The following is a 22546-nucleotide window of genomic DNA, read 5'->3' on the forward strand; positions in this document are numbered from 1 at the left end:
CCCCTTATGAAAGGAACCACGACGATGAAGACCATCCTGATCACCGGCTGTTCGTCGGGCTACGGCCTCGAGACGGCCCGCCATTTCCACGCCAACGGCTGGAACGTGGCCGCGACGATGCGCACGCCGCGTCCCGATCTCTTCGAAACCTCCGACCGGCTGCGCATCCTCGCGCTCGACGTCACCGACCCCGACAGCATCGCGCTGGCGCTCGAACGCGCGGGCCCGATTGACGTGCTCGTCAACAATGCCGGCATCGGCCTGTTCGGCGCGCTCGAACATTCGCCGATGCAAAAGATCCGCGACGTCTATGCGACCAACACGCTGGGCACGATCGCGATGACGCAGGCGGCGATTCCGCAGATGCGGACGCGCGGTTCGGGGACGATCGTCAACGTCACATCGTCGGCGACGCTGGCGCCGTTCCCGCTCGCTGCCGCCTATACGGGCAGCAAGAGCGCGATTCAGGGCTTCACCGGCAGCCTCGCGCACGAGCTGGCGCCGCTTGGCATATCGGTGAAGCTGGTCGAACCGGGCTACGGCCCGACGACCGCCTTTGCGCAGAACACCGACATCCGGCTCGAAGATGTGTTGCCCGAACCCTATGGCAACTATGCCGCGCCGATCCTCGCCGCGATGGCGGCGCCTGCGCCGTTCACGACCGAGGCCGACGTCGCCGAGGCGGTATGGGCGGCCGTGCACGACACGAGCGGCCGGTCGCATTTTCCGGCCGGCGCCGACGCGCTGGCACTGGCCGGCGGATGATCAGGCCGGCTGGCCGGCCGGCCGCCGCGTTTGCAGCCAGGCCGCCAGCTTCGCGACGTCATCCGCACCGAACAGCAGCCCCAGCTTGCTGCGGCGCCAAAGGATATCGTCGACGTCGCGCGCCCATTCGCGCTCGATCATCCACTGGGCTTCGGCCGCGCTGAGGCCGTGGGCAATCTCGCCGCCCAGTGCGTCCCAGTCTTCGGCCTTGCCGAGCCAGGCGCGGGCGTCGGTGCCATAGGCCTTGACCACCCGGTCGACCGTCGCGGCGGGCAGGAAGGGATGGGCGAGCTTGTATTCGGCCTTGAGCGCGGCGGCGCCGTCGATCCCGAAATCGCCGCCGGGCAGCGGCGTTTTCGCGGTCCAGTGTCTGGTCGACACCGCATCGAGATAGCCTGCCAGTTCGTCGACCGCATGTTCGGCAACATGGCGATAGCTGGTGATCTTGCCGCCATAGATGGTGAGCAGCGGCGCGCCTTCGTCGACGTCGATATCGATCCGGTAGCCGCGCGTTGCGGCTTCGGGGCGGCCCGATCCGTCCTCGATCAGCGGCCGCACCCCCGAATAGGTCCAGACGACATCGGCGGGGGTAACCGGTTCGCGGAAATATTCGCTGGCGCCTTCGCAAAGATAGGCGATTTCGTCGGCGCTCGCATGCACCTCGGCGAGCGGTCCGTCATGATCCTGATCGGTCGTCCCGATCAGCGTGAAGTCGCGTTCGTACGGAATGGCGAAGAAGATGCGCCCGTCGGGAAGCTGGAAGAAATAGGCATAGTCGTGCGCGAACTTCCGGCGCACGACGATGTGCGAGCCGCGCACCAGCCGCATCCGGTAATCGGGCGGCGCCGAGGCGCGCGCAAGCAGGTCGAGCACCGCCGGGCCCGCCGCGTTGACGAGGCTCCGCCCAGTGAAGCGATAGCGATGCCCGCGATCGTCGCTGCCCTCGACCACCCATAGCCCGTCCTCGACGCGCATGGTTTCGGCGCGGGTGCGCGTCCGGATTCGCGCACCGCGCTCGGCGGCATCGCGCGCGTTGAGCAGCACGAGCCGGGCGTCGTCGACCCAGCCGTCCGAATATTCGAACGCGTGGACATATTGCGATTGGAGCGGCGCGCCCGCTTCGTGCTGCGCCAGATCGATCGAGCGCGTCGCGGGCAGCTTTTTCCGCCCGCCGATATGGTCGTAGAGAAACAGACCGAGCCTGAGCAGCCAGCGCGGGCGAAGGCCGGTGCGATAGGGCAGGACGAAGCGCAGCGGCCAGATGATGTGCGGCGCGATGCTCCACAGGATTTCGCGCTCTTTCAGCGCCTCCCGGACGAGGCCAAATTCATAATGTTCGAGATAGCGCAGCCCGCCGTGGATCAGCTTGGTCGATTTCGACGAGGTGCCCTGCGCAAGGTCGCCGGCTTCGAGCAGCAGCACGCGCGCGCCGCGTCCGGCGGCATCGCGCGCGACGCCGGCGCCGTTGACACCGCCGCCGACGACGATGACATCATAAGGCTGCGCGCTGTCGGGCATGGCTTTCCCTATGGCAGCGTGATGTGATTTGCCAAGGGGCGAAGATCGTTCGTGGTTTACGTATGCTCGTTGCATTCGGGCCACGCATTCGCCACGTCTGAAACATCGATCCAAGGGGATGAGCGTGAGCGTGAAAGTCGAGACATTGCTGCTGTTCGGCGCGACGGGCGACCTTGCGCAGCGCATGCTGTTCCCCTCGCTCTATAATCTCCACGTCGACGGGCTGCTCGCCGACACGCTGACGATCATCGCATCGGGCCGGTCGAAGATGGATCGCGCCGGTTGCCACGCGCTCGTCCGCGAAGCGCTGACCGAGCATCTTGCCGCCGATCGGCTCGACGAGACGCAGATCGAGGGCTTCCTCGACCGCATTGACTATTGCCCGGTCGATGCCGGCGCGGGCACCGGCTATGACGATCTCGCAGCGCTGCTCGGCGACCGGCTCGGCCGCCCGATCGGCGCTTATCTCTCGACCCCGCCGTCGATGTTCGGTCCAATTGCGCAAGGGCTCGCCGCCGCAGGGATCGCCTGCGCCGAATGCCGCATCGCGATGGAAAAGCCGATCGGCCACGACCTCGCCTCGTCGCGCGAGGTCAACGAGCAGGTCGGCAGCGCCTTTGCCGAAGACCATATCTTCCGCATCGACCATTATCTCGGCAAGGAAACGGTCCAGAACCTCCTCGCGCTGCGCTTTGCGAACATGCTGTTCGAACCGCTGTGGAACGCGCAGGCGATCGACCATGTCCAGATCACCGTTGCCGAGACCGTGGGGCTCGAAGGCCGTGTCTCCTATTATGACGGGGTCGGGGCGCTGAAGGATATGGTCCAGAACCATATGCTGCAATTGCTCGCGATCATCGCGATGGAGCCGCCCGCCAGCGTCTCGGCAACCGCGGTGCGCGACGAAAAGGTCAAGCTTCTGCGGTCCTTGCGCAAGCTGAGCGCCGCGGACGTCAAGGCGCACAGCGTCAAGGGCCAGTATACGAGCGGTGCGGTGGGCGGCGTCGCGGTTGCGGGTTATGCCGACGAACTCGGCCGGCCGTCGAACACCGAAACCTTCGTGGCGATCAAGGCCTATATCGACAATTGGCGCTGGAAGGGCGTGCCCTTCTACCTGCGCACCGGCAAGCGGATGCCGCAGCGCAAGTCGGAAGTGCTGATCCAGTTCAAGCCGGTGCCGCACAATATCTTCGCGCGTGTCGGCGCGGGCAAGCTCGACGCGAACAGCATGATCATCAACCTGCAGCCCGAGGAGAATATCCGGGTCAAGGTGATGGCGAAGCAGCCGGGGCTCGACCGCGACGGTGTGAAGCTGAAGGAAGTGACGATGGACGTGTCGCTCTCGCACAGCTTCGAGGGCGAACGGCGCCGCATTGCCTATGAGCGACTGCTGCTCGACTTCATCGAGGGCGAGCAGACCTTGTTTGTGCGCCGCGACGAGGTCGAGGCGCAGTGGCAGTGGATCGATTCGATCCTCGGCGCCTGGGCCGAGGTCGACATGGCGCCGCAAAATTACACGGCCGGAAGCTGGGGGCCGTCGAGCGCCATCGCACTGATCGAGCGCGACGGAGCGAGCTGGCATGATTGAGGAAATTGCATGTCGCCCCCGCGCAGGCGGGGGCCGCTGGCAGTGTGGCGCGAAGGCGATAGCGGCCCTCGCCTTCGCGGGGGCGACGAGGAAATTTTCATGACCACGCTCCACCCCGCCATCGCCGCCGTCACCGACCGCATCATCGCCCGCAGCGCCGCGCGCCGCGCTGCCTATCTCGACCTGATGGAACGCCAGCGCGAGGCGGGGACCAACCGCGGCAATCTGTCGTGCGGCAACCTTGCGCACGGCTTTGCGGCGGCGGGCGACGACAAGGTAGCGATCCGGACCGGCGCGGCGATGAACATCGGCATCGTCACCGCGTATAACGACATGCTGTCGGCGCATCAGCCCTACGGCCGCTATCCCGAGCAGATCAAATTGTTCGCGCGCGAGGCCGGCGTCACCGCGCAGGTCGCGGGCGGGGTGCCGGCAATGTGCGACGGGGTGACGCAAGGGCAGGCGGGGATGGACCTGTCGCTGTTCAGTCGCGACAATATCGCGCAGGGCACCGCGATCGCGCTGAGCCATGCGATGTTCGAGGGCGCGCTGCTGCTCGGCATCTGCGACAAGATCGTTCCCGGGCTGCTGATCGGCGCGCTGCGCTTCGGTCACCTGCCGCAGATATTGATCCCGGCCGGGCCGATGCCGTCCGGGCTTGCGAACAAGGAAAAGCAGCGCGTCCGCCAGCTCTATGCCGAGGGCAAGGCGAGCCGCGACGAACTGCTCGAGGCCGAGGCGGCGTCTTATCACGGCGCGGGCACCTGCACCTTTTACGGCACCGCGAACTCGAACCAGATGATGATGGAGCTGATGGGGCTGCATATCCCCGGCAGCGCCTTCACCAACCCCGGCACCAAATTGCGGCAGGAACTGACGCGTGCCGCGACGCACCGCATCGCCGCGATCGGCTGGGACGGCGACGACTATCGTCCGCTGGCGCGCTGCATCGACGAAAAGGCGATCGTCAACGCCGCGATCGGCCTGCTCGCAACAGGTGGTTCGACAAATCATGCGATCCATCTGCCGGCCATCGCGCGCGCGGCGGGGATCGTCATCGACTGGCAGGATTTCGACGAGCTGAGCCATGCGGTGCCCCTGCTGGCGCGAGTCTATCCGAACGGTGCGGGCGATGTGAACCATTTCCATGCGGCCGGCGGTATCGGTTTCGTCGTGCGCGAACTGCTCGGGGCGGGGCTGCTCCACGGCGACGTGCTGACCGTCGGCGGGAGAATGGCCGACTATGCCGCCGAACCCGTGCTCGTGAACGACGCACTCCACTGGCAACCCGCACCCGCCGAGAGCCGCGACTATACGATGCTGCGCCCCGTCGCCGAACCCTTCTCGCCCGACGGCGGCATGCGGCTACTTGCGGGCAATCTCGGCCGCGCGATCATCAAGACGAGCGCGGTGGCCGAGGATCGCTGGACGATCGAGGCGCCGTGCCGGATCTTCGACGACCAGAATCAGGTGCTGACCGCGTTCAAGGCGGGCGAGCTCGACCGCGACATCGTCGTCGTCGTCCGCTTTCAGGGGCCGCGCGCCAACGGCATGCCCGAACTGCACAAGCTGACCCCGGCGCTCGGGGTGCTGCAGGACAAGGGCTATCGCGTCGCCTTGCTGACCGACGGCCGTATGTCGGGGGCGAGCGGCAAGGTGCCCGCGGTGATCCATCTGTCGCCCGAGGCGCTGCCCGGCCCCGACGGCGTGAGCGGCCCGCTCGCTTACCTCAAGGACGGCGATATCGTCCGCGTCTGCGCGGTGAAGGGCGAAGCGATCGCGCTGGTCGACGAAGCCGAGTGGGCGGCGCGCACCCCCGCCATTGCCCCGCCGCCTGCGCTCGGCGTCGGCCGCGAGCTTTTCGCGCTGTTCCGCCATCACGCCGACGCCGCCGAAAAGGGCGGCTCGGCGATGCTCGCCGCCATGGAGACCATAGTTTGACCCAATCCATCGACCAGATCATGCGCCTTGCGCCGGTGATCCCGGTGATCGTCATCGACCGCGTCGAGGATGCGGTGCCGATGGCCGAGGCGCTCGTCGCGGGCGGGCTCAGCGTGCTCGAGGTGACGCTGCGCACCCCCGCCGCGCTCGACGCGATCGCCGCGATGAAGACGGTGCGCGGTGCGGTCGTTGGCGCGGGGACGGTGCTCAACGCGCAGATGCTGAAGGCGGCGATCGATGCGGGATCCGAATTCATCGTCTCGCCCGGCCTCACCGCCAGCCTTGGCGAAGCAGCGGTTGCGAGCGGCATCCCTTTCCTGCCCGGCGTCGCCAATGCATCGGACATCATGGCGGGGCTCGACCTCGGCCTCTCGCGTTTCAAATTCTTTCCCGCGGCGACGAGCGGCGGGATTCCGGCGCTGAAGGCGCTCGCGGGTCCGTTCGGCGGTATCCGTTTCTGCCCCACCGGCGGCATCACCCCCGCGACCGCACCCGAATGGCTCGCGCTCGATCCGGTGCTGTGCGTCGGTGGCAGCTGGGTCGTTCCGCCGGGTCCGCTGGACCCGGTGCGGATCGAAGCGCTGGCCCGCGAGGCATCGGCGCTTTCGGGCCATTGATTAACCCCATTTTACCTGTCATCGTGCAGGGATAGACGGGATTTAGCCGTTGGTGGGGAGGGGCGCGTGCCGAGGCCGCAACCGCATTTGGACGAAGTGCTGGCGTCGGAGCCGGGATCGCATATCGCCGCGCTGTTCGATTTCGACGGCACGATCATCTCGGGCTATTCGGCGACTGCGATGCTGCGCGAGAAATTCCAGCGCCGCGAAATGTCGGTCGAGGAAATCGCCGAGACCGCACAGGTCGTTGCGCAGCACAGCCTTGGCCAGCTTGGCTTCTCGGGTCTCATGTCGGCCGCCGCGAAATTCATGAAGGGCGTCGAGGAAGAGAGCTTCGTCGAGTTCGGCGAGGAACTCTACAAGAAGCATATCGCCAGGAAAATCTATCCCGAAACGCGCGCGATCATCGAGGCGCATCAGGCAAAGGGGCACCGTGTCGCGATCATCTCGTCGGCGACGATCTACCAGATCGAACCGACCGCGCGCGACCTTGGCATCACCGACATCAAATGCTCGGCCTATGAAATCGAGGATGGTGTCTTCACCGGCGACATCATCCGCCCGCTGTGCTTCGGCGACGGCAAGGTGCTCGCGGCCGAGGAGCTCGCGGCCGAATATGGCCTCGATCTCGATCAGAGTTTTTTCTATTCGGACAGCGACGACGATATCGAGCTGCTCGAACGCGTCGGCAAGCCGCGCCCGCTCAACCCGAACATGAAATTGAAGGGCATCGCCGACGAACGCAACTGGCCGGTGCAGCGCTTTGCGAGCCGCGGGACGCCGTCGTGGATCGACTATACGCGCACCATCTATGCGACTGGCTCGCTCGTCGGCGCCTTTGCCGCGGGACTGCCGATCTGGGCGCTCACCCGCTCGCAGCGTGAGGCGGCGAATTTCTCGATCGGGCTGTTCGGCGATTTCGCGACCGCGATCACCGGCGTCGAGCTGGAGGTCGAGGACGAGCGCCATCTCTGGTCGTCGCGCCCGTGCGTCTTCATCTTCAATCACCAGAGCAAGGCGGATGTGATGATCCTCGCCAAGCTCATCCGCCGCGACATGGGCGGGGTGGGGAAGAAGGAGATCAAGGACATCCCCATCCTCGGCAAGCTGATGGAATGGGGTGGCACCGTCTTCGTCGACCGCGCCGACGGCAAGAGCGCGATCAAGGCGATGGAGCCGCTGGTCGATGCGATCCGCGAGGAAGGCAAGTCGATCTGCATCTCGCCCGAAGGGACGCGGACGCTGACCCCCAAGCTGGCGCCGTTCAAGAAGGGCGCCTTCCATCTGGCGATGCAGGCCGGGGTGCCGATCGTCCCGATCGTGATCCACAACGCGACCGACGTCGCGCCGAAGAACGAATTCGTGATGCGCCCGGCGACGGTGCGCGTCACCGTTTTGCCGCCGGTCGACACGTCGAAGTGGAGCGCGCGGACGATGAATGCGCATGTCCGCGACGTCCGCAACATGTTCCTGCGCACGCTGGGGCAGGCGGAGGAAAGCGCCGAGGAAGCGGTGGCCGCCGAAGCGCCGCCGCCCGCAGCCAAGGCTGCGAAGCCGGCGCCGAAGAAAGCGGCGACGAAAAAGCCACCGGCCAGGAAAAAGCCGCCCGCCAAAAAACCTGCGGCCGGCAAGGGACGGGCTGGCTAAGGCGTGGCGGACGGAACGCCCCGCACCGAAATCGTGGCGGAGGAGGCGGCCGACCGGCTCTATATCATCGACGCGCGCAACCGGGTCGAGCGACGCATATTGCTCGACTGGATCCACGCGACGGCGGGCGATCTGGGCGGCGACCGCGCCCCGCAATGGGCCAGCCTGTCGATAGCCGACGGCGACCATGCGCTCGACCTCGATCAATTGAAGGCGCGGCTCGCCGGGGCGCCCGGGCGGCAGGTCGTGCCGCTGCGCGTCGCCTGGCGCATTCCGGGGTTCGAGCGCGACCGGGCGCTGAAATTTCGCCACCTGATCTTCGGCGACCCGCGCCAGCCGGGACCGCTGCGCTCGCAGTTCATCCTGTGGCGCGACCGCCGCCGCGCGCAGATCCTTGTCGGCGAGGCGGCGACGCAGGCGGCGCTAAAGGACCGCTTTCTCGCGCAGACGGGCGGCGGCGACGGCGGCGAGGAAGGCGGCGCCGAATATGCGGGTTTCGTCGCGCGGCAGGCGGGGCTCGCGCTCGACGTCGCCGAACGCGGGATCCGCGGCAGCCGCTACAAGGTGCCGCGCTTCGTCGCCGACGGTCTGCGCACCAGCCCGAAATTCCGCGCCGCGCTCGCCGAATTGTCCGAAACGCTCGGCCGCCCGGTCGGCGACCTCTATCGCGAGGCGCGGCCGCTGATGAAGGAGGTCATCGCCCGGCCGAGCGCGCTGTTCCTCGACCTGCGCGCCAAGCTCGACCGCATGATGTTCGGCGGCTATGCGCCCGAGATGGAGGCCGACGCGGTCGAGCTCGCCCGGTTGCGGTCGATCCTGCGCGAGCATCCGACCTGCATCCTGTTCACGCACAAGACCTATATCGACGGCGCAACGCCCAGCCGGCTGCTGTACGAGAACGACATGCCGATGCTGCATAGTTTCGGCGGCGCCAATCTCGACATCGCGGTGATGGGCGAATTTTTCCGCCGCTCGGGAATGATCTTCATCCGCCGCAGCTTTCAGGGGCAGCCTGTCTACAAGGTCGTGCTGCGTCACTATATCGCCTGGCTGCTCGCCAAGCGCTTCCCGCTGTCCTGGGCGTTCGAGGGGACGCGCTCGCGGCTCGGCAAGCTGATGCCGCCCAAATATGGCCTGATGAAATATGTCCTTGACGCGGCGCATGCGACCGGCACGCGCGACGTCCATTTCGTGCCTTTCGTCACCAGCTTCGACCTGATCCGCGATGTCGAGGAATATGCCGCCGAACAGACGGGGCGGAACAAGAAGCCGGAGAGCCTGAGCTGGTTTCTCGGTTATATGCGCAGCCTGCGCGCGCCGTCGGGGCGCATCCGGCTCGACATCGGCAATCCGGTGGTGATCGATACGGCGCCGGGCCCCGACGACAAGCGCGCGCTCGAAAAAATCGCCTTCGCGGTCGCGGTCGAGGCGAACCGGGTGACGCCGCTGACGGTGACCTCGGTGATGTGCCTGATCCTCCTCGGCACCGCGCCGCGCGGGGTCACCGCGACCGAATTGCTCGCGACCATCGCGGCGGTCGCCGACTGGGCGCGCGCCCGCGGCATCCGGCTCAGCAAGGAACTCGAAAGCGGCGACGATGCCGCGCTGTCGGCGACGGTCGATACGCTCGTCGCGAGCGGGCTGCTGACGCGGTACGAAGCGGGCAGCGAAAATGTCTATTCGATCGACCCCGCCAAGCATCCGATGGCGAGTTATTACCGCAACATCATCGTCCATCATTTCCTCGATCGCGCGATGATCGAGATCGCGCTGTTCGAACTCCGCGATGGCGACAGCAAGGATGCCACCGCGGCCTTCTGGGCCAAGATCGACCGGCTGCGCGACCTGTTCAAATTCGAATTCTTCTATCCCCCGCGCGACGAGCATCGCGCTGCGCTGCAGGCCGAACTCGAACGCATCGACCCCGTCTGGGACCGCCGCCTTGCCAGCGGCGACCGCGGCGTCGCGCAGCTTATCCGCCGCTGCCAGCCGCTTGTCGGCCACGCGATATTGCTGCCGTTCGCCGAGGCCTATTCGGTCGTCGCCGACCTTGCGGCGCGCGCGCGGCCGGGCGACGAGATCGACGAAAAGACGCTGCTCGACGCGGCGCTCGTCGAAGGCAAGCAGGCGTATCTGCTGCGCCGGATCAGCAGCGAGGCGGCGATCGGCAAATTGCTGTTCGCCAACGGGCTGTCGCTGATGCGCCATATCGGGATGGCGGGGACGGCGACCCCCGACAGCCTGAACGCCCGCCGTGCGTTGCTGATGGAACTGCGCGGGCTTGCCAACGTCATGGAATCGATGCGCCTCGCGACGCTCGCGCTCGCGGACCGCTTGCCACCATCGGGAGGATAGGATGCTCAAACAGCTCAGCGCGCAGGACGCCCAGTTCCTCTACACCCAGACCGCGAACAATCTGACGCATATCATGGGGGTCTATATCTACGACCCGTCGACCGCGCCCGGCGGCTTCGTGCGCTTCAAGGACATCATCCGCCACGTCGAGAGCCGGGTCGATACCTCGCCTTTGTTCAAGCGCCGCCTGCATCGCCTGCCGTTCGACGTCGACCATCCCTATTGGGTCGAGGACGAGCATTTCGATATCGAGGCGCATATGAGCCACGCGCGACTGCCCGAGCCCGGTGACTGGCGGCAATTCACAATCGCGGTCGCGCGCTATTTCTCGAAGCCGATGGATATGAACCGGCCGCTCTGGGACATCTATATCATCGAAGGTCTCGACCGGATCGAGGGCATCCCGAAGGGCAGCTTCGCGATGCTCCACCGCGTCCATCATGCGGCGGTCGATGGCGCGTCGGGCGCGCACGCCTTCATCGCGATGAGCGATATCGACGCGAAGGGCACGCCCGCGATTCCCGAACCACCGCCGGCCGAAAATCTCGGCAAGACGCCGTCGAGCGCCGAGGTCGTCACCCGCGCCTGGTCGGCATCGATGCAGTCGCCGGTCAAGTTCATGAATGCGCTGCTCAAAATGTCGCCCGCGCTGGTGTCGGCGGCGCGCAAGACGATGATGACCGAAGGCGGAATGACCGCGGGTGTCCCTGAAACGCGCTTCAATGTGCCGGTGGGGCCGCACAAGATGTTCGACGCGACGACGGTTGCGCTCGCCGACGTCGCGGCAATCCGGGCGAAGGTGCCCGGCGCGACGGTCAACGATGTGGTGCTGACCACGGTCGGCGGGGCGCTGCGCAAATATCTCGCGAAGCACAAGGAACTGCCGAAGGAGAGTCTCGTCGCAGTCGCGCCGATCAACCTGCGCGGGAAGGGTGGCAAGGCGGCGACCCCCGGCAATCAGGTGTCGGCGATGAGCGTGCCGGTGCGCAGCGACATCGCCGATCCGCTCGTGCGGCTGGCGGCGATCCGCGATTACACGGTCGAGGCGAAGGAGGCGAAGGCGGGGGTCAGCGCGCGGATCATGACCGACCTGTCGCAGCATATCCCGGGCGCGACGATGGCGGCGGTGGCGCGGATCGTCACCAGCGAGCGCTTCGCGGTGCGCGGCACCAACCTGTTCATTTCGAACGTACCCGGGGCGCAGGTGCCGCTTTACCTGGCGGGCGCGCAGCTTGTGCAGCAGCACGGGATGGCGCCGCTCGCGAACAATATGGGGCTGTTCGTCGCGACGCCGAGCTATAATGGTCGCATCGCCTTTTCGATCATCTCCGAGCGGTCGGTGATGCCCGACATCGCCTTTTTCCGCGAATGCATCGACGAAAGTTTCGCCGACCTGATGGCCGCGGAGCCGAAACCCGAAAAAGCGAAAGCCGTTACGGAAAAGCCGAAGGTGGCGGCAAAGGTCGCGCCAAAACCGGCGGCGAAAGCGAAAACTGCGCCAAAACCGGCCAGCAAGCCGAAGGCGAAACCGGTTGCCAAAGGCAACGCAACCGGCAAGACTCGCAAAAAATAAACCATGTCTTGCAGGAAGACCGAATGCTTTTCACCCCGACGCTCAGCGCCGATCGCGATCTTGTGACCGCGCCCGATTATATCGCCTGGGCCAAGGCGGCGCGCGAGCATGACCGGAAATCGGGGGCGCAGGCGTGGCGCGACGCCGACGAAAGCAAGCATTTCGATTACAGGGCGATCCGCGGCCGCCTCGAAAAACTGCGCAAGCTGTCGGCGGCGGGTGACGTCAAGGGGCTGCTCTTCGTGCTCAACGAGGGCATCCACGGCAATATCGACGGCATGGGGCACGAGCGGCTGTACCAGAAGGCGCGCTTCGGCACGAAAAAGCTGATCGAGGATTATGTCGCCGAGGTGGTTTCGGCGCTCGACAAGATCGCCGCGTCGCGTGGCATCCCGCGCGAGGAAAAGCGCGATTTCTTCCGCCGCGCCCAGCATTGCTACGGCCGCTCGGCGCTGCTGCTGTCGGGCTCGGGCAGCTTCCTCTTCTTCCATATCGGCGTCGTCAAGGCGCTCTGGAGCGAAGGCGTGCTGCCGAACATCCTTGCCGGATCGAGCGGCGGGTCGATCGTCGCTGCCGTCGTCTGCACCCGAAAGGACAGCGACGTCGGCCCCTTCCTCGAAAGCGAGCGCCTCGCCAACCCGGCGCGCGATCCCGAGATGCGGCGGCTCGCGCCCGACGAGGTTGCGGCGCGGCTTGCCGAACTGATCCCCGACCTGACCTTTCAGGAGGCCTATGAGGTCAGCGGCCGCCACCTCAACGTGTCGGTCGCGCCCGCCGAAAAGCACCAGAACGGCCGCCTGCTCAACGCGATCACCGCGCCCAACGTGCTGATCCGCGAGGCGGTGCTCGCCTCGTGCGCGGTGCCCGGCGTCTTTCCGCCGGTGATGCTGATGGCGCGCGACGAAAGCGGCAAGCGCGTGCCGTACCAGCCCGACCGGCGCTGGGTCGACGGGTCGGTCACGCACGACATCCCGACCAAGCGGCTCGAGCGGCTCTATGGCGTCAACCACCATATCGTCAGCCAGGCGAACCCGCTCGCGCTGCCCTTCGCGACCGACACGCGCAAGCAGATGGCGCCGATCGAAGCGATCCAGCATGCGTCGATGGCGACCTTCAAGGCGTGGCTCAATGCCAATATGGTGATCTTCCAGAAGCCGCTCGAAATGGTGCCGCCGCTCAACAGCCTCGCCAATCTCGCGCGCTCGGTGATCAATCAGGAATATACCGGCGACATCAACATCATCCGTCCGCCCAAATTCTGGTCGCCGACGAAGATCCTCTCCGACCTGTCGCGCGAGGATATCGACGAGCTGATCGACAGCGGGATGCGCACGGCGTGGCCGAAGATCGAGATGGTGCGGACGCAGACCGCGATCAGCCGCGCGCTCGACGTCATTCTCGCCAGGATCGACAAGGCGGGCGATGACGGCCCCGGCCACCGCAGCGCGGCGCTGAAGAAGGCGGTGCGCTGACCGTGGCGACGGGCGCGATCGTCCTGTCCGCCGGATCGGCCGGTGCCGGTGCGGCGCTCCACGTCACCCACTGGCTGCCCGCAACCGCGCCGAAAGCAGTGGTGCTGCTCGCACATGGTTATGCCGAGCATGCAGGGCGCTACGCACATGTCGCAAAGCGGCTGACCGATGCGGGCTACGCCGTCTATGCGATCGACCATTGGGGGCACGGCCGGTCGGACGGGACGCCGGGTTTCGTGCCGCGCTTTTCGGCCTTCACCGACGGCATGGCCGAACTGCTGACATTGGTCGAGATCAATCACGGCGATACGCCGCGCCTGCTGCTCGGCCACAGCATGGGCGGGCTCATCGCAACCCTGTTCCTGATCGGGCATCAGCAGGCGTTCGTCGCGGCGGCGCTGTCGGGCCCGGCGATCGTTCCTGCCGCGCCGCCGTCGCGTTTCACTGTCTGGATCAGCCGTTTCCTGTCGCGCTTCTTTCCGCGCCTTGGCGTGCTGTCGCTCGATGCGAACGGCGTCAGCCGCGATCCCGCGGTGGTCGCCGCCTATCTGGCCGACCCGCTCGTCTACACCGGCAAGATAGGCGCGCGGCTCGGCAAGGAGTTCATGGACGCGATGGCAGCGGCGCAGGCCGGGGCGCCGAAGATCAGGCTGCCGATCCTGCTCCAGCACGGCGAAGCCGACAGCCTCGCCTCGGCCGAGGGGTCGCAATATCTGTTCGACCATGTGTCGTCGGCCGACAAGACACTCAAAATCTATCCCGGCCTGTTTCACGAAATCTATAATGAACCCGAACACGGCGCGGTCCTGGGCGATCTGGTCGGCTGGTTCGACGCGCATATAAACGCGGTGGCGGCATGAGAATTCTGCTCGTCCTCCTCTTTGCGCCGCTGATCGCGATCGCGCTGCTCTATTTCATCTTCCCCGGCCGCCTGCTCGCGCTCGGCCGCTGGTTGCTGCGCAAGCGCGGCGGCACGGTGCAGAAAAGTGTGGCCGTAAATGGCCGCGCCTGGCCCTATCTTGAGGGCGGCGATCCGGCGAAGCCGTTGCTCCTGCTTGTCCATGGTTTTTCGGGCGACAAGGATAATTGGTCGATGATCGCGCCGTACCTGACGCGCGATTATCATGTCATCGCTCCCGACCTTCCCGGTTTCGGCGAGAATGAACGCAATCCGGAACTCGCCTATGACATCGAAGCGCAGACGCGGCGGCTCAAGGAGTTTTCCGACGCGCTCGGTCTCGTGCGGCCGCATATTGCGGGCAACAGCATGGGCGGGTGGATCGCACTACGCTATGCGCTCGATTATCCGGATGCGCTGGCCAGCCTGATCCTGATCGACAATGCCGGGGTGCTCGGCACGGATGAGAGCGACCTCCAGAAACAGGCGGTCGAAGGGGAGGGTAGCCCGCTCGTCCTTGCCAGCCTTGAGGACGCCGATCGGCTGGTGGCGATGGTCGTCCACAAACCGCCGTTTATCCCGCAGCGGCTCAAACCCGCGCTCTACGCCGACGGGCTGCGCTATCGCGACCAGCTCGACACGATCTTCTGGATCATCGCCAACGAAGCGCGCGACCATCCGCTCAACGACCGGCTCGGCGAGGTCAAGGTGCCGACATTGATCCTGTGGGGCCGCCATGACCGTGTGATCGATGTGAGCTGCGTCCCGGTGCTCGAAGCCGGAATCGCGGGCAGCACGTCGCACATCATGGAGCATGTCGGCCATGTCCCGATGGTCGAAGACCCGAAGGGGACGGCCGAGGTGATGAAGGGCTTCCTTGCCAAGCTGTGAGAAGCGCGCCACTCTCCCCCGAAAATAGCGGGAGAGGTTCATGCGGTTGAAGGTCGGGCTGCTCGGTGGGGGCAGTTGGGGAACGACGGTCGCGTCGGTCGTATCGCGCAACGCGCCGATCACGCTGTGGGCGCGCGATGCGGAAACCGTCGACGGCATCAACCGCGATAACGAGAACCGCAAATATCTGCCCGGCATCAAGCTGCCGCTGGCGCTGCGCGCGACAGCCGACATGGGCGAGGTGGTCGCGGGCGCCGACGTGCTCGTCATGGGCGTGCCCTCGCACAGCTTTCGCAGCGTATTGGAGGAGGCGAAGCTGCACCTCCGCCCATGGGTGCCGGTGATCAGCCTGACCAAGGGGCTGGAACTGGCATCGGGCAAGCGGATGACCGAGTTGATCGAGGAAGTACTCCCCGGCCATCCCGTCGGCGTCCTCACCGGGCCCAATCTGGCGCGCGAGATCATGGCCGGGCAGGCGGCGGCGAGCGTGTTGTCGATGGAGGACGAGATCGTCGTCCGCGCGCTGCAGCCGGTGTTCCATTCGGGGCTGTTCCGCGTTTACACCAACACCGACCTGCTCGGCTGCGAGCTGGGCGGGGTACTCAAGAATATCATCGCGATCGCGGTCGGCATGGGCGACGGGCTGGGTGCGGGCGACAATACGCGCTCGGCGCTGATGACGCGCGGGCTGGCCGAGATCACCCGGCTCGGCGTCGCGATGGGTGGGCGGCCCGAGACTTTTGCCGGGCTCACCGGCATGGGCGACCTTATCGCCACCTGCACCAGCACGCTGTCGCGCAACCGCCATGTCGGGGTCGAACTCGGCAAGGGGCGGCATATCGACGAGATCATCGCGGGCATGAACATGGTTGCCGAGGGGGTGAAAAGCGCCCCGACGGTGATCGCGCTCGCCGAAAAGCACGCTATTGCGATGCCGATCGCGCAGGATGTGTTCGATGTGACGCAGGGAAAACGGAGCGCGCAGGACGTGTTTCGCGGCCTGCTCCGCTCGGCGGTCGGGGACGAAGCGCACCCCGGTTGAGGCTATTTCGGACGATTCCGCCACCAGCCGTGCCGATTCATCGGCCAGCCGGGAAGAAAATCGCCCGCTGCTTCGTTTCCTCCTGTGACGCTCCGCTGCGGTGGAGCGCAAATCAGGAGTTGGACAATGAAAAAGTGGACCACCCTCGCCGTTCTGATGGCTCTCCCCGCCAGCGTCGCCGTTGCTGCCGTGCCCTATGGCTCGATGCCGCCGGGATTCGAGGCGCCGCATATCCGCACCGCGCCGATTGCGGGCGTCGTCAACCAGTATTGGTATAATTACAAGGCCGACATTCTGGAGGCAGAGAAGGAGCTGACCAGCGACCTTCGCCACGCCACCGACCGCGAGGACCGCTGGGACGCGTGGGACGAATGGGAGACCGAGGTGGTCGACGCCGACAAGGATTATGTGAAGGAAATGCGCAAGAAGGGCTATCGCAGCGGCCGCGTGACGGTCGGCGGCTAAGCCTTCGACGCTTACCCGGACCTTGCTCCGGGTCGCAGGGAAGGGCGGGCGTGATCGGGCGTCCGCCCTTCTTTGCTTCAATAGCTCCGCGGCATCCCCAGCACATGCTCGGCGACATAGGACAGGATCATGTTCGTGCTGATCGGCGCGACCTGATAGAGGCGCGTTTCGCGGAATTTTCTCTCGATGTCATATTCGGCGGCGAAGCCGAAGCCGCCATGAGTCTGGATGCACGCCTCGCCGGCCGCCCAGCTTGCTTCCGCCGCCAGCATCTTTGCCATATTCGCCTCGGCCCCCGCATTTTCGCCCGCTTCATATTTGGCGATGCCGTCGTGGACGAGCATCTCCGCGGCGCGCATCTGGGCATAGGCGCGGGCGATCGGGAATTGCACGCCCTGGTTCTGGCCGATCGGGCGGCCGAACAGCACGCGTTCCTTGGCGTAGCTGGAGGCCTTCTCGATGAACCACTTCGCATCGCCGATGCATTCGGCGGCGATCAGCAGCCGTTCGGCGTTCATGCCCGAGAGGATGTAGCGGAAACCCTTGCCCTCTTCGCCGATCAGGTTGGCGGCGGGGATGCGCATATTGTCGAAGAAGATTTCGGTCGTCGCATGGTTCATCATCGTGTCGATCGGGCGGATCGACAATGTGCCCGCGGCAAGCGCTTCCTTCATGTCGACAAGGAAGACCGAGAGACCTTCGGTGCGGCTCGCCGCCTGATCGCGCGGCGTCGTGCGCGCGAGCAGGATCATCAGGTCGCTATGCTCGGCGCGGCTGGTCCACAGTTTCTGGCCGTTGACGACATATTCGTCGCCATCCTTCTTCGCGACGGTCTTCAGGCTGAGCGTGTCGGTGCCGCTCGTCGGTTCGGTGACGCCGAACGCCTGCAGGCGGAGTTCGCCGGTCGCGACCTTGGGCAGATAGCGCGCCTTCTGCTCCTCCGACCCGTGGCGCAGCACCGTGCCCATCACATACATTTGCGCGTGCACCGCGCCGCCATTGCAGCCCTGCCGCTGGATTTCCTCGAGGATCGCCGCGGCCGCCGACAAGGGCAGGCCGGCGCCGCCATATTCCTCGGGGATCAGCGCGGCGAGATAGCCCGCCTCGCCTAGTGCGGCGACGAACTCGCTCGGATATTCGCGGACCTTGTCCTTCGCCTGCCAATAGGGGCCGGGGAAGGCGGCGCAGAGCTTCGCGACCTCTTCGCGGATAGCGGTGTAATCGTGGGTCATGCGTCGGCGCGCCCGATGATCGCGATCGACGAGACATTCTGGTTCGGCATGCCGCCGAGGTTATGGCTGAGCGCAAACACCGGATTGTCCTGCCGCTGCCGTTCGCCGGCACGGCCGAGAAGCTGGAGGTAATTTTCGTAGATCATCCTGAGGCCCGATGCGCCGATCGGGTGGCCGAAGCATTTGAGCCCGCCGTCGATCTGGCACGGCACCTGCCCGTCGGCGTCGAAGAAGCCGTCGAGCACGTCGCGCCAGCCCTGACCTTCCTTCGAGATATGAAGATCCTCCATGGTCACCAGTTCGGTGACCGAGAAACAGTCGTGAACCTCGATCAGGCTCAGTTGCGATCGCGGATCGGTGATCCCCGCCTCGTCATAGGCCTTGGTCGCGGCGACGCGCGTGGTGTGGAAATAGCTGCCGTTCCAGCCCGATGCCTGCATCTCCCAGCCGTTCGAGGTCGCGAGCTGGAGCGCTTTCACCGTTACGATATCGGTCTTGCCGAGCGCGCGGGCGATCTCCGGCGTCGTCACGATCGCGCAGGCGGCGCCGTCGCTGACCCCGCAGCAGTCGAACAGGCCGAGCGGCTCGGCGATCATCGGCGCGTTCAGCACCTGATCCATCGTCACCGCCTTTTGCAGATGCGCTTTCGGATTCTTCGCACCGTTCGCGTGGCTTTTGACCGAGACATGCGCCATCGCGCGTTTGAGGTCGTCGGCGCCGACGCCGTGGACGCCGCGATACGCGCTTGCAAGCTGGGCGAAATTGCCCGGCGCCGATCCGGTGATGCCGATCATGTCGTGCGTCGTGCCGCGGGTGCGGACGGGCAGGCCGCCATAGCCGGTATCCTTGAGCTTCTCAGCGCCCATCGCCAGCGCGATGTCGGCGGCGCCCGAGGCAACCGCATAGACCGCGCCGCGAAAGCTTTCGGTGCCGCTGGCGCAGTAATTTTCGACCTTGGTGACGCCGATGTCGGGCAGTCGCAGCGCGACCGCGAGCGGGATGCCGCTCGGCCCGATATTCTGCGCGTCGAAGGCGGCGCCGAGCCACGCGGCGTCGATCTGGCTCGCCTCGATCCCGGCGTCGGCCATTGCCTCCTCATAGGCTTCGAGCATGAGCTGGTCTTCGTCCTTGTCCCAGCGTTCGCCGAACTTCGCGCAGCCCATGCCCAATATGGCGACCTTGTCGCGGATACCCTTGGCCATCATTGTCTCCCGTCAGAGTCTCTATCTGTGGCCCGGCACCGGCCCGCTCCCCCACCCGGCCTCCCCGACGATAGTAGCCTATGGGAGGCCGGGTGGGGGAGCGGGCCGGTGCCGGATCAATCTCAGAACGCCGGCGCGGCTTTCCAGAAATAGCGGCGGAAACCGCGGTTCTCGTCATACGCCTTGATGCGGAACATCATGCGTAGATCGGCGCCGACGTCCAGCGACCCTTGCGGAAAATCGGTGAATTCGGTCATCATCCGCCCGCCGCCGACGAAATCGATATTGCCGTAATAGCTTGGCGGATCGGGCGAGTAAGTGAGCGCGTCGGCGGTCCAGGTCATCACCTTGGCGGGGACTTCGGCGAGCGGATAATCCTCCTGCGTCCCGACCGCATGGTCGTTGGCATTGACGCTGACCTCGCTCTTCGGGAACTGCACCGTCCCCGTCTTGGTGCAGCGACCGCCGACGAGGCCGAGCACTGCCTTGCGGTTGCGCCACAGCGCGGTGAGCGCGGTCTTGCTGTCGTGCTCGGCGCGCGCGCCGCGATCGAGCTGGAGCAGGCCGCGATGGAAGAGATATTTGGCGTAATTGCTCGATTCGATCCGCCGCGCGAGCCAGCCCGAGACGCCGAGGCGCGGTTTGACCGAACCGATGGCATCACTGACTTCGAGCAATAGCAGGTCGCAGCCCTGCCCGAAGCTGGCGAGCAGGATGCGTTCGCCTGCTTTCGCGGTTTCCAGTACGGCGCTCAGCATCACCAGCGCATGGGCTGCCCCGGCGTGGCCGAGCGTCGCGCCGAGCGTGTCGGCGACCGCGCCTTCGCCGATGCCCGCCTTCTTCGCGAGCATTTCGGGCACGCCCTTGATCGCGACGGGGACGAGGAAATGATCGATCGCCGCGCCCTCGACACCGGCCTTTTTCAGCAGCGCCGCGATGGCGGGATTCATGATCCGGGCAAAGCCCTCGTCGCGGACCCAGCGCGCTTCCCAGTCATAGTCGTGCGCTTCGCCCGCCTCGCGAAAATGGTCGACGAAATCCATCGTGACGCCGTGGCTCGCGACGAGCGTCGCGACCGGCGTGCCGGTGCCGACCAGCACCGCTGCCGCCGCGTCGCCGCTGGTCATCTCGCGTTCGGATGCGGGCTTGGGCGTCGTGAGTTCGGCCGCCGTGACCAGCGTCGTTTCATGTCCGCCGAGCGCGGCGAGCAGCGCCGAGGTCGCGGCGCGCTGCGATCCCGCGACGTCGAGCGCGCCGACCGCGTCGGGCAGGTTGAGCGCTTCCTTGACGATGCCGGCATTCTGGCGGTCGGCGAACGGGAGCGTGGTCGAGGCGATGCTGACGCGGTGCACGCTCGCACGGTCCAAGCCTTCGAGCGCATCGCGCGCGGCTTCGAGCGCCATGGTGACGCTGTCCTCGTCCCAGTTGGCGACTGCCTTCTCGCCCTTGGCGAGGCTGCGCAAACCGCTTGCGAACCAGCCGTTGGTCGCATGGATCGCGCTGCGCTGCAGCCGCGTGACCGGCACATAGGCGCCGAAGGCCAATATTCCGAAATCGCTCATGCCGTCTCCGCATAGCCGTTGGTGAAGACAATCCGGTCGCGCTCGACGACGCGGGCGCGGAAGGCAAGTTTACCGTCCGCTTGGTCCCAGATCGAGGTCTCGATCGTCTCGCCGGGATAGACCGGCGCCGAAAAGCGCCCGTCGATGCGTTTGAGGCGCGCGGGGGCATTGTCGCAGCGCGCCGCGAGCAGGGCGCGGCCGATGAGACCATAGGTCGCCAGCCCGTGCAGGATCGGCGCTTCGAACCCGCCCGCTTTCGCGACGTCGGGATCGATGTGCAGCGGATTGAGGTCGCCCGACAGGCGATAGATTTGCGCCTGGTTCGCGGCGCTCGGCAAGGTGACGATGTCGTCGGGCGCGCGGTCGGGGACCGGGTGCGGCACCGGGGCACCCTCGCTCGATCCGCCGAAGCCGCCGTCGCCGCGCAGGAAGGTCATCGAGCGCGAGGTGGCGAGATGCGTGCCGACGCCATCGTGGATCTCGCGCGTCACCATCGCGAGCGCGCCCTTGTCGGGCCCCTTGTCATAGAGCGCCTCGATCCGGGTCGATCCGACAATCTCGCCCTCGACCGGCAGCGGCGCGTGAAGGACCGTCGATTGTTCGCCGTGCAGGATTTTCTGCCAGTTCGCGCCATAGGCGGAGTCGCGCCAGAAGAAGCCGGGATAGCCGAGCGTGACGGCCATCGTCGGCAGCGCTTGCAGCCGTTCCTCGAACAGAAAGCCGAGTTCGGTCGCGCCGATGCCGAGCGCGTAGAGGATCGTGTCGCGCCGCTCCAGCGTCTGCCGCGTGACGATCGGCGGCATCGACAGCAGCGTGTCGGGATCGATCGCCATCAGATCGGATCGTAGCCGAACACGTCGCCCGAGCGCTCGGCCGGATCGGCGAAGCTGCCGCGGAAGGCCGGGAGCATCTCGTCGGCGATCGCCTGCGGGGTCCAGCCCTCGTTCTTCTGCATCGAACGGATCGGGCGCGGTTTCGAGAAGAGGAAAATCTCGTTCTTGCGGACGCCGAAGATCTGGTTCGACACCTCCTGCGACGCGTCGCTGGCGAGGAAGGCGACGAGCGGGGCGATCTTGTCGGCGGTCATCGTCTTCATCCGTTCGATGCGTAGCGCCTCGGCCTCGTTGGTCGCGGGGATCGTCGCGATCAGCCGGCTCCATGCGAAGGGCGCGATGCAGTTCGAACGGACCCCGGCGCGCGCCATGTCGAGCGCGATCGACTGCGACAGGCCGACGATGCCGAGCTTCGCCGCCGAATAATTGGCCTGACCGAAATTGCCGATGAGGCCGCTGGTCGAGGTAAAGTGAATGAAGCTGCCCGATTGCTGGTCACGAAAATAGGGCGTCGCCGCCTTCGAGACGTTGAAGCAGCCGTTGAGGTGGACGTCGATCACGGCGTTCCAGTCCTCATGGCTCATCTTGTGCCAGATGCGGTCGCGCAGGATGCCGGCGTTGTTCACCACCGCGTCGATGCGCCCGAACGCCTGCACCGCATCCTCGACGATGCTCGCTGCGCCCTTGGGATCGGCGACGCTGGCACCATTGGCGAGCGCCTTACCGCCCGCGGCCTTGATGTCGTTCACCGTTTCCTGTGCCGGGCTGAGGTCGGCGCCTTCGCCTTCGGCACTGCCGCCGAGGTCGTTGACGACGACCGCCGCGCCTTCCTTTGCGCAGAGCAGGGCGATCTCGCGTCCGACCCCGCGCCCCGCGCCGGTCACCGCCACCACCTTGCCGTCCAGCATCCCGCCCATCGCATCCTCCATTTCATCGGTTCGAAAT

Annotated in this window: 18 protein-coding genes; 12 read left to right on the top strand and 6 right to left on the bottom strand. The window is 66.1% G+C overall.

What is annotated here, in order from left to right; genetic code table 11:
• The first annotated feature begins 24 nt into the window (after nucleotides 1-24).
• Entirely contained in the window at nucleotides 25-765 is a 741-nt protein-coding gene (locus V6U71_RS02390; RefSeq protein ID WP_411340823.1) for an SDR family oxidoreductase, read from the top strand.
• Here V6U71_RS02390 and glpD read toward each other — a convergent pair whose 3' ends face one another.
• Nucleotides 766-2283, bottom strand: coding sequence for a glycerol-3-phosphate dehydrogenase (glpD, locus tag V6U71_RS02395; RefSeq protein ID WP_411340824.1), 1518 nt, complete (start codon nucleotides 2281-2283; stop codon nucleotides 766-768).
• A gap of 118 nt (nucleotides 2284-2401) precedes the next feature.
• Between glpD and zwf the strand changes: the two genes are divergently transcribed.
• The 11 genes from zwf to V6U71_RS02450 all read left to right on the top strand — a co-directional run bounded on the left by zwf (nucleotide 2402) and on the right by V6U71_RS02450 (nucleotide 16772).
• The gene (zwf, locus tag V6U71_RS02400) at nucleotides 2402-3871 is read left to right on the top strand and encodes a glucose-6-phosphate dehydrogenase (RefSeq protein WP_411340825.1); all 1470 of its coding nucleotides are present in this window, start codon (nucleotides 2402-2404) and stop codon (nucleotides 3869-3871) included.
• 99 nt (nucleotides 3872-3970) lie between these two features.
• The gene (gene edd / locus V6U71_RS02405; RefSeq protein WP_411340826.1) at nucleotides 3971-5812 is read left to right on the top strand and encodes a phosphogluconate dehydratase; all 1842 of its coding nucleotides are present in this window, start codon (nucleotides 3971-3973) and stop codon (nucleotides 5810-5812) included.
• Between the two features lie 20 nt (nucleotides 5813-5832).
• Nucleotides 5833-6429 (top strand): bifunctional 4-hydroxy-2-oxoglutarate aldolase/2-dehydro-3-deoxy-phosphogluconate aldolase, encoded by a 597-nt coding sequence (gene eda, locus V6U71_RS02410; protein WP_411342299.1) that lies wholly within the window; start codon nucleotides 5833-5835, stop codon nucleotides 6427-6429.
• A 66-nt stretch (nucleotides 6430-6495) separates the two neighbouring features.
• Entirely contained in the window at nucleotides 6496-8076 is a 1581-nt protein-coding gene (locus tag V6U71_RS02415) for an HAD-IB family hydrolase (RefSeq protein ID WP_411340827.1), read from the top strand.
• 3 nt (nucleotides 8077-8079) lie between these two features.
• Entirely contained in the window at nucleotides 8080-10431 is a 2352-nt protein-coding gene (locus V6U71_RS02420; RefSeq protein ID WP_411340828.1) for a glycerol-3-phosphate 1-O-acyltransferase, read from the top strand.
• A gap of 1 nt (nucleotide 10432) precedes the next feature.
• Nucleotides 10433-12004, top strand: a complete 1572-nt coding sequence (locus tag V6U71_RS02425; protein ID WP_411340829.1) for a wax ester/triacylglycerol synthase family O-acyltransferase — start codon at nucleotides 10433-10435, stop codon at nucleotides 12002-12004.
• Nucleotides 12005-12027: 23 nt separating this feature from the next.
• Nucleotides 12028-13476, top strand: coding sequence for a DUF3336 domain-containing protein (locus V6U71_RS02430; protein ID WP_411340830.1), 1449 nt, complete (start codon nucleotides 12028-12030; stop codon nucleotides 13474-13476).
• Nucleotides 13477-13478: 2 nt separating this feature from the next.
• Nucleotides 13479-14336: an alpha/beta hydrolase gene (locus V6U71_RS02435; protein ID WP_411340831.1), complete on the top strand. Its 858-nt coding sequence runs from the start codon at nucleotides 13479-13481 to the stop codon at nucleotides 14334-14336.
• Complete coding sequence (locus tag V6U71_RS02440) at nucleotides 14333-15265, top strand: alpha/beta fold hydrolase (RefSeq protein WP_411340832.1); 933 nt, start codon at nucleotides 14333-14335, stop codon at nucleotides 15263-15265. Before V6U71_RS02435 ends, V6U71_RS02440 begins: the two co-directional genes overlap by 4 nt.
• Nucleotides 15266-15305: 40 nt before the next feature.
• On the top strand, nucleotides 15306-16307 hold the full coding sequence (locus V6U71_RS02445; protein WP_411340833.1) for an NAD(P)H-dependent glycerol-3-phosphate dehydrogenase: 1002 nt from the start codon (nucleotides 15306-15308) through the stop codon (nucleotides 16305-16307).
• Between the two features lie 126 nt (nucleotides 16308-16433).
• Nucleotides 16434-16772, top strand: coding sequence for a hypothetical protein (locus tag V6U71_RS02450; RefSeq protein ID WP_054588899.1), 339 nt, complete (start codon nucleotides 16434-16436; stop codon nucleotides 16770-16772).
• A gap of 77 nt (nucleotides 16773-16849) precedes the next feature.
• Here V6U71_RS02450 and V6U71_RS02455 read toward each other — a convergent pair whose 3' ends face one another.
• The 5 genes from V6U71_RS02455 to V6U71_RS02475 form a co-directional block, all read right to left on the bottom strand.
• On the bottom strand, nucleotides 16850-18004 hold the full coding sequence (locus V6U71_RS02455; RefSeq protein WP_411340834.1) for an acyl-CoA dehydrogenase family protein: 1155 nt from the start codon (nucleotides 18002-18004) through the stop codon (nucleotides 16850-16852).
• Entirely contained in the window at nucleotides 18001-19206 is a 1206-nt protein-coding gene (locus tag V6U71_RS02460; protein WP_411340835.1) for an acetyl-CoA acetyltransferase, read from the bottom strand. Before V6U71_RS02460 ends, V6U71_RS02455 begins: the two co-directional genes overlap by 4 nt.
• A gap of 122 nt (nucleotides 19207-19328) precedes the next feature.
• Entirely contained in the window at nucleotides 19329-20768 is a 1440-nt protein-coding gene (locus V6U71_RS02465) for a 3-oxoacyl-[acyl-carrier-protein] synthase III C-terminal domain-containing protein (protein WP_411340836.1), read from the bottom strand.
• Nucleotides 20765-21601 carry a MaoC family dehydratase gene (locus tag V6U71_RS02470; protein WP_411340837.1) on the bottom strand — a complete coding sequence of 279 codons (837 nt, stop codon included), beginning with the start codon at nucleotides 21599-21601 and terminating at the stop codon, nucleotides 20765-20767. The genes V6U71_RS02465 and V6U71_RS02470 overlap by 4 nt, the downstream gene beginning before the upstream one ends.
• On the bottom strand, nucleotides 21601-22530 hold the full coding sequence (locus tag V6U71_RS02475; protein WP_411340838.1) for an SDR family NAD(P)-dependent oxidoreductase: 930 nt from the start codon (nucleotides 22528-22530) through the stop codon (nucleotides 21601-21603). Before V6U71_RS02475 ends, V6U71_RS02470 begins: the two co-directional genes overlap by 1 nt.
• Nucleotides 22531-22546 lie beyond the last annotated feature (16 nt).

The sequence above is a fragment of the Sphingopyxis sp. J-6 genome, from assembly GCF_046603995.1.
In the GTDB taxonomy this organism is placed as follows: domain Bacteria; phylum Pseudomonadota; class Alphaproteobacteria; order Sphingomonadales; family Sphingomonadaceae; genus Sphingopyxis.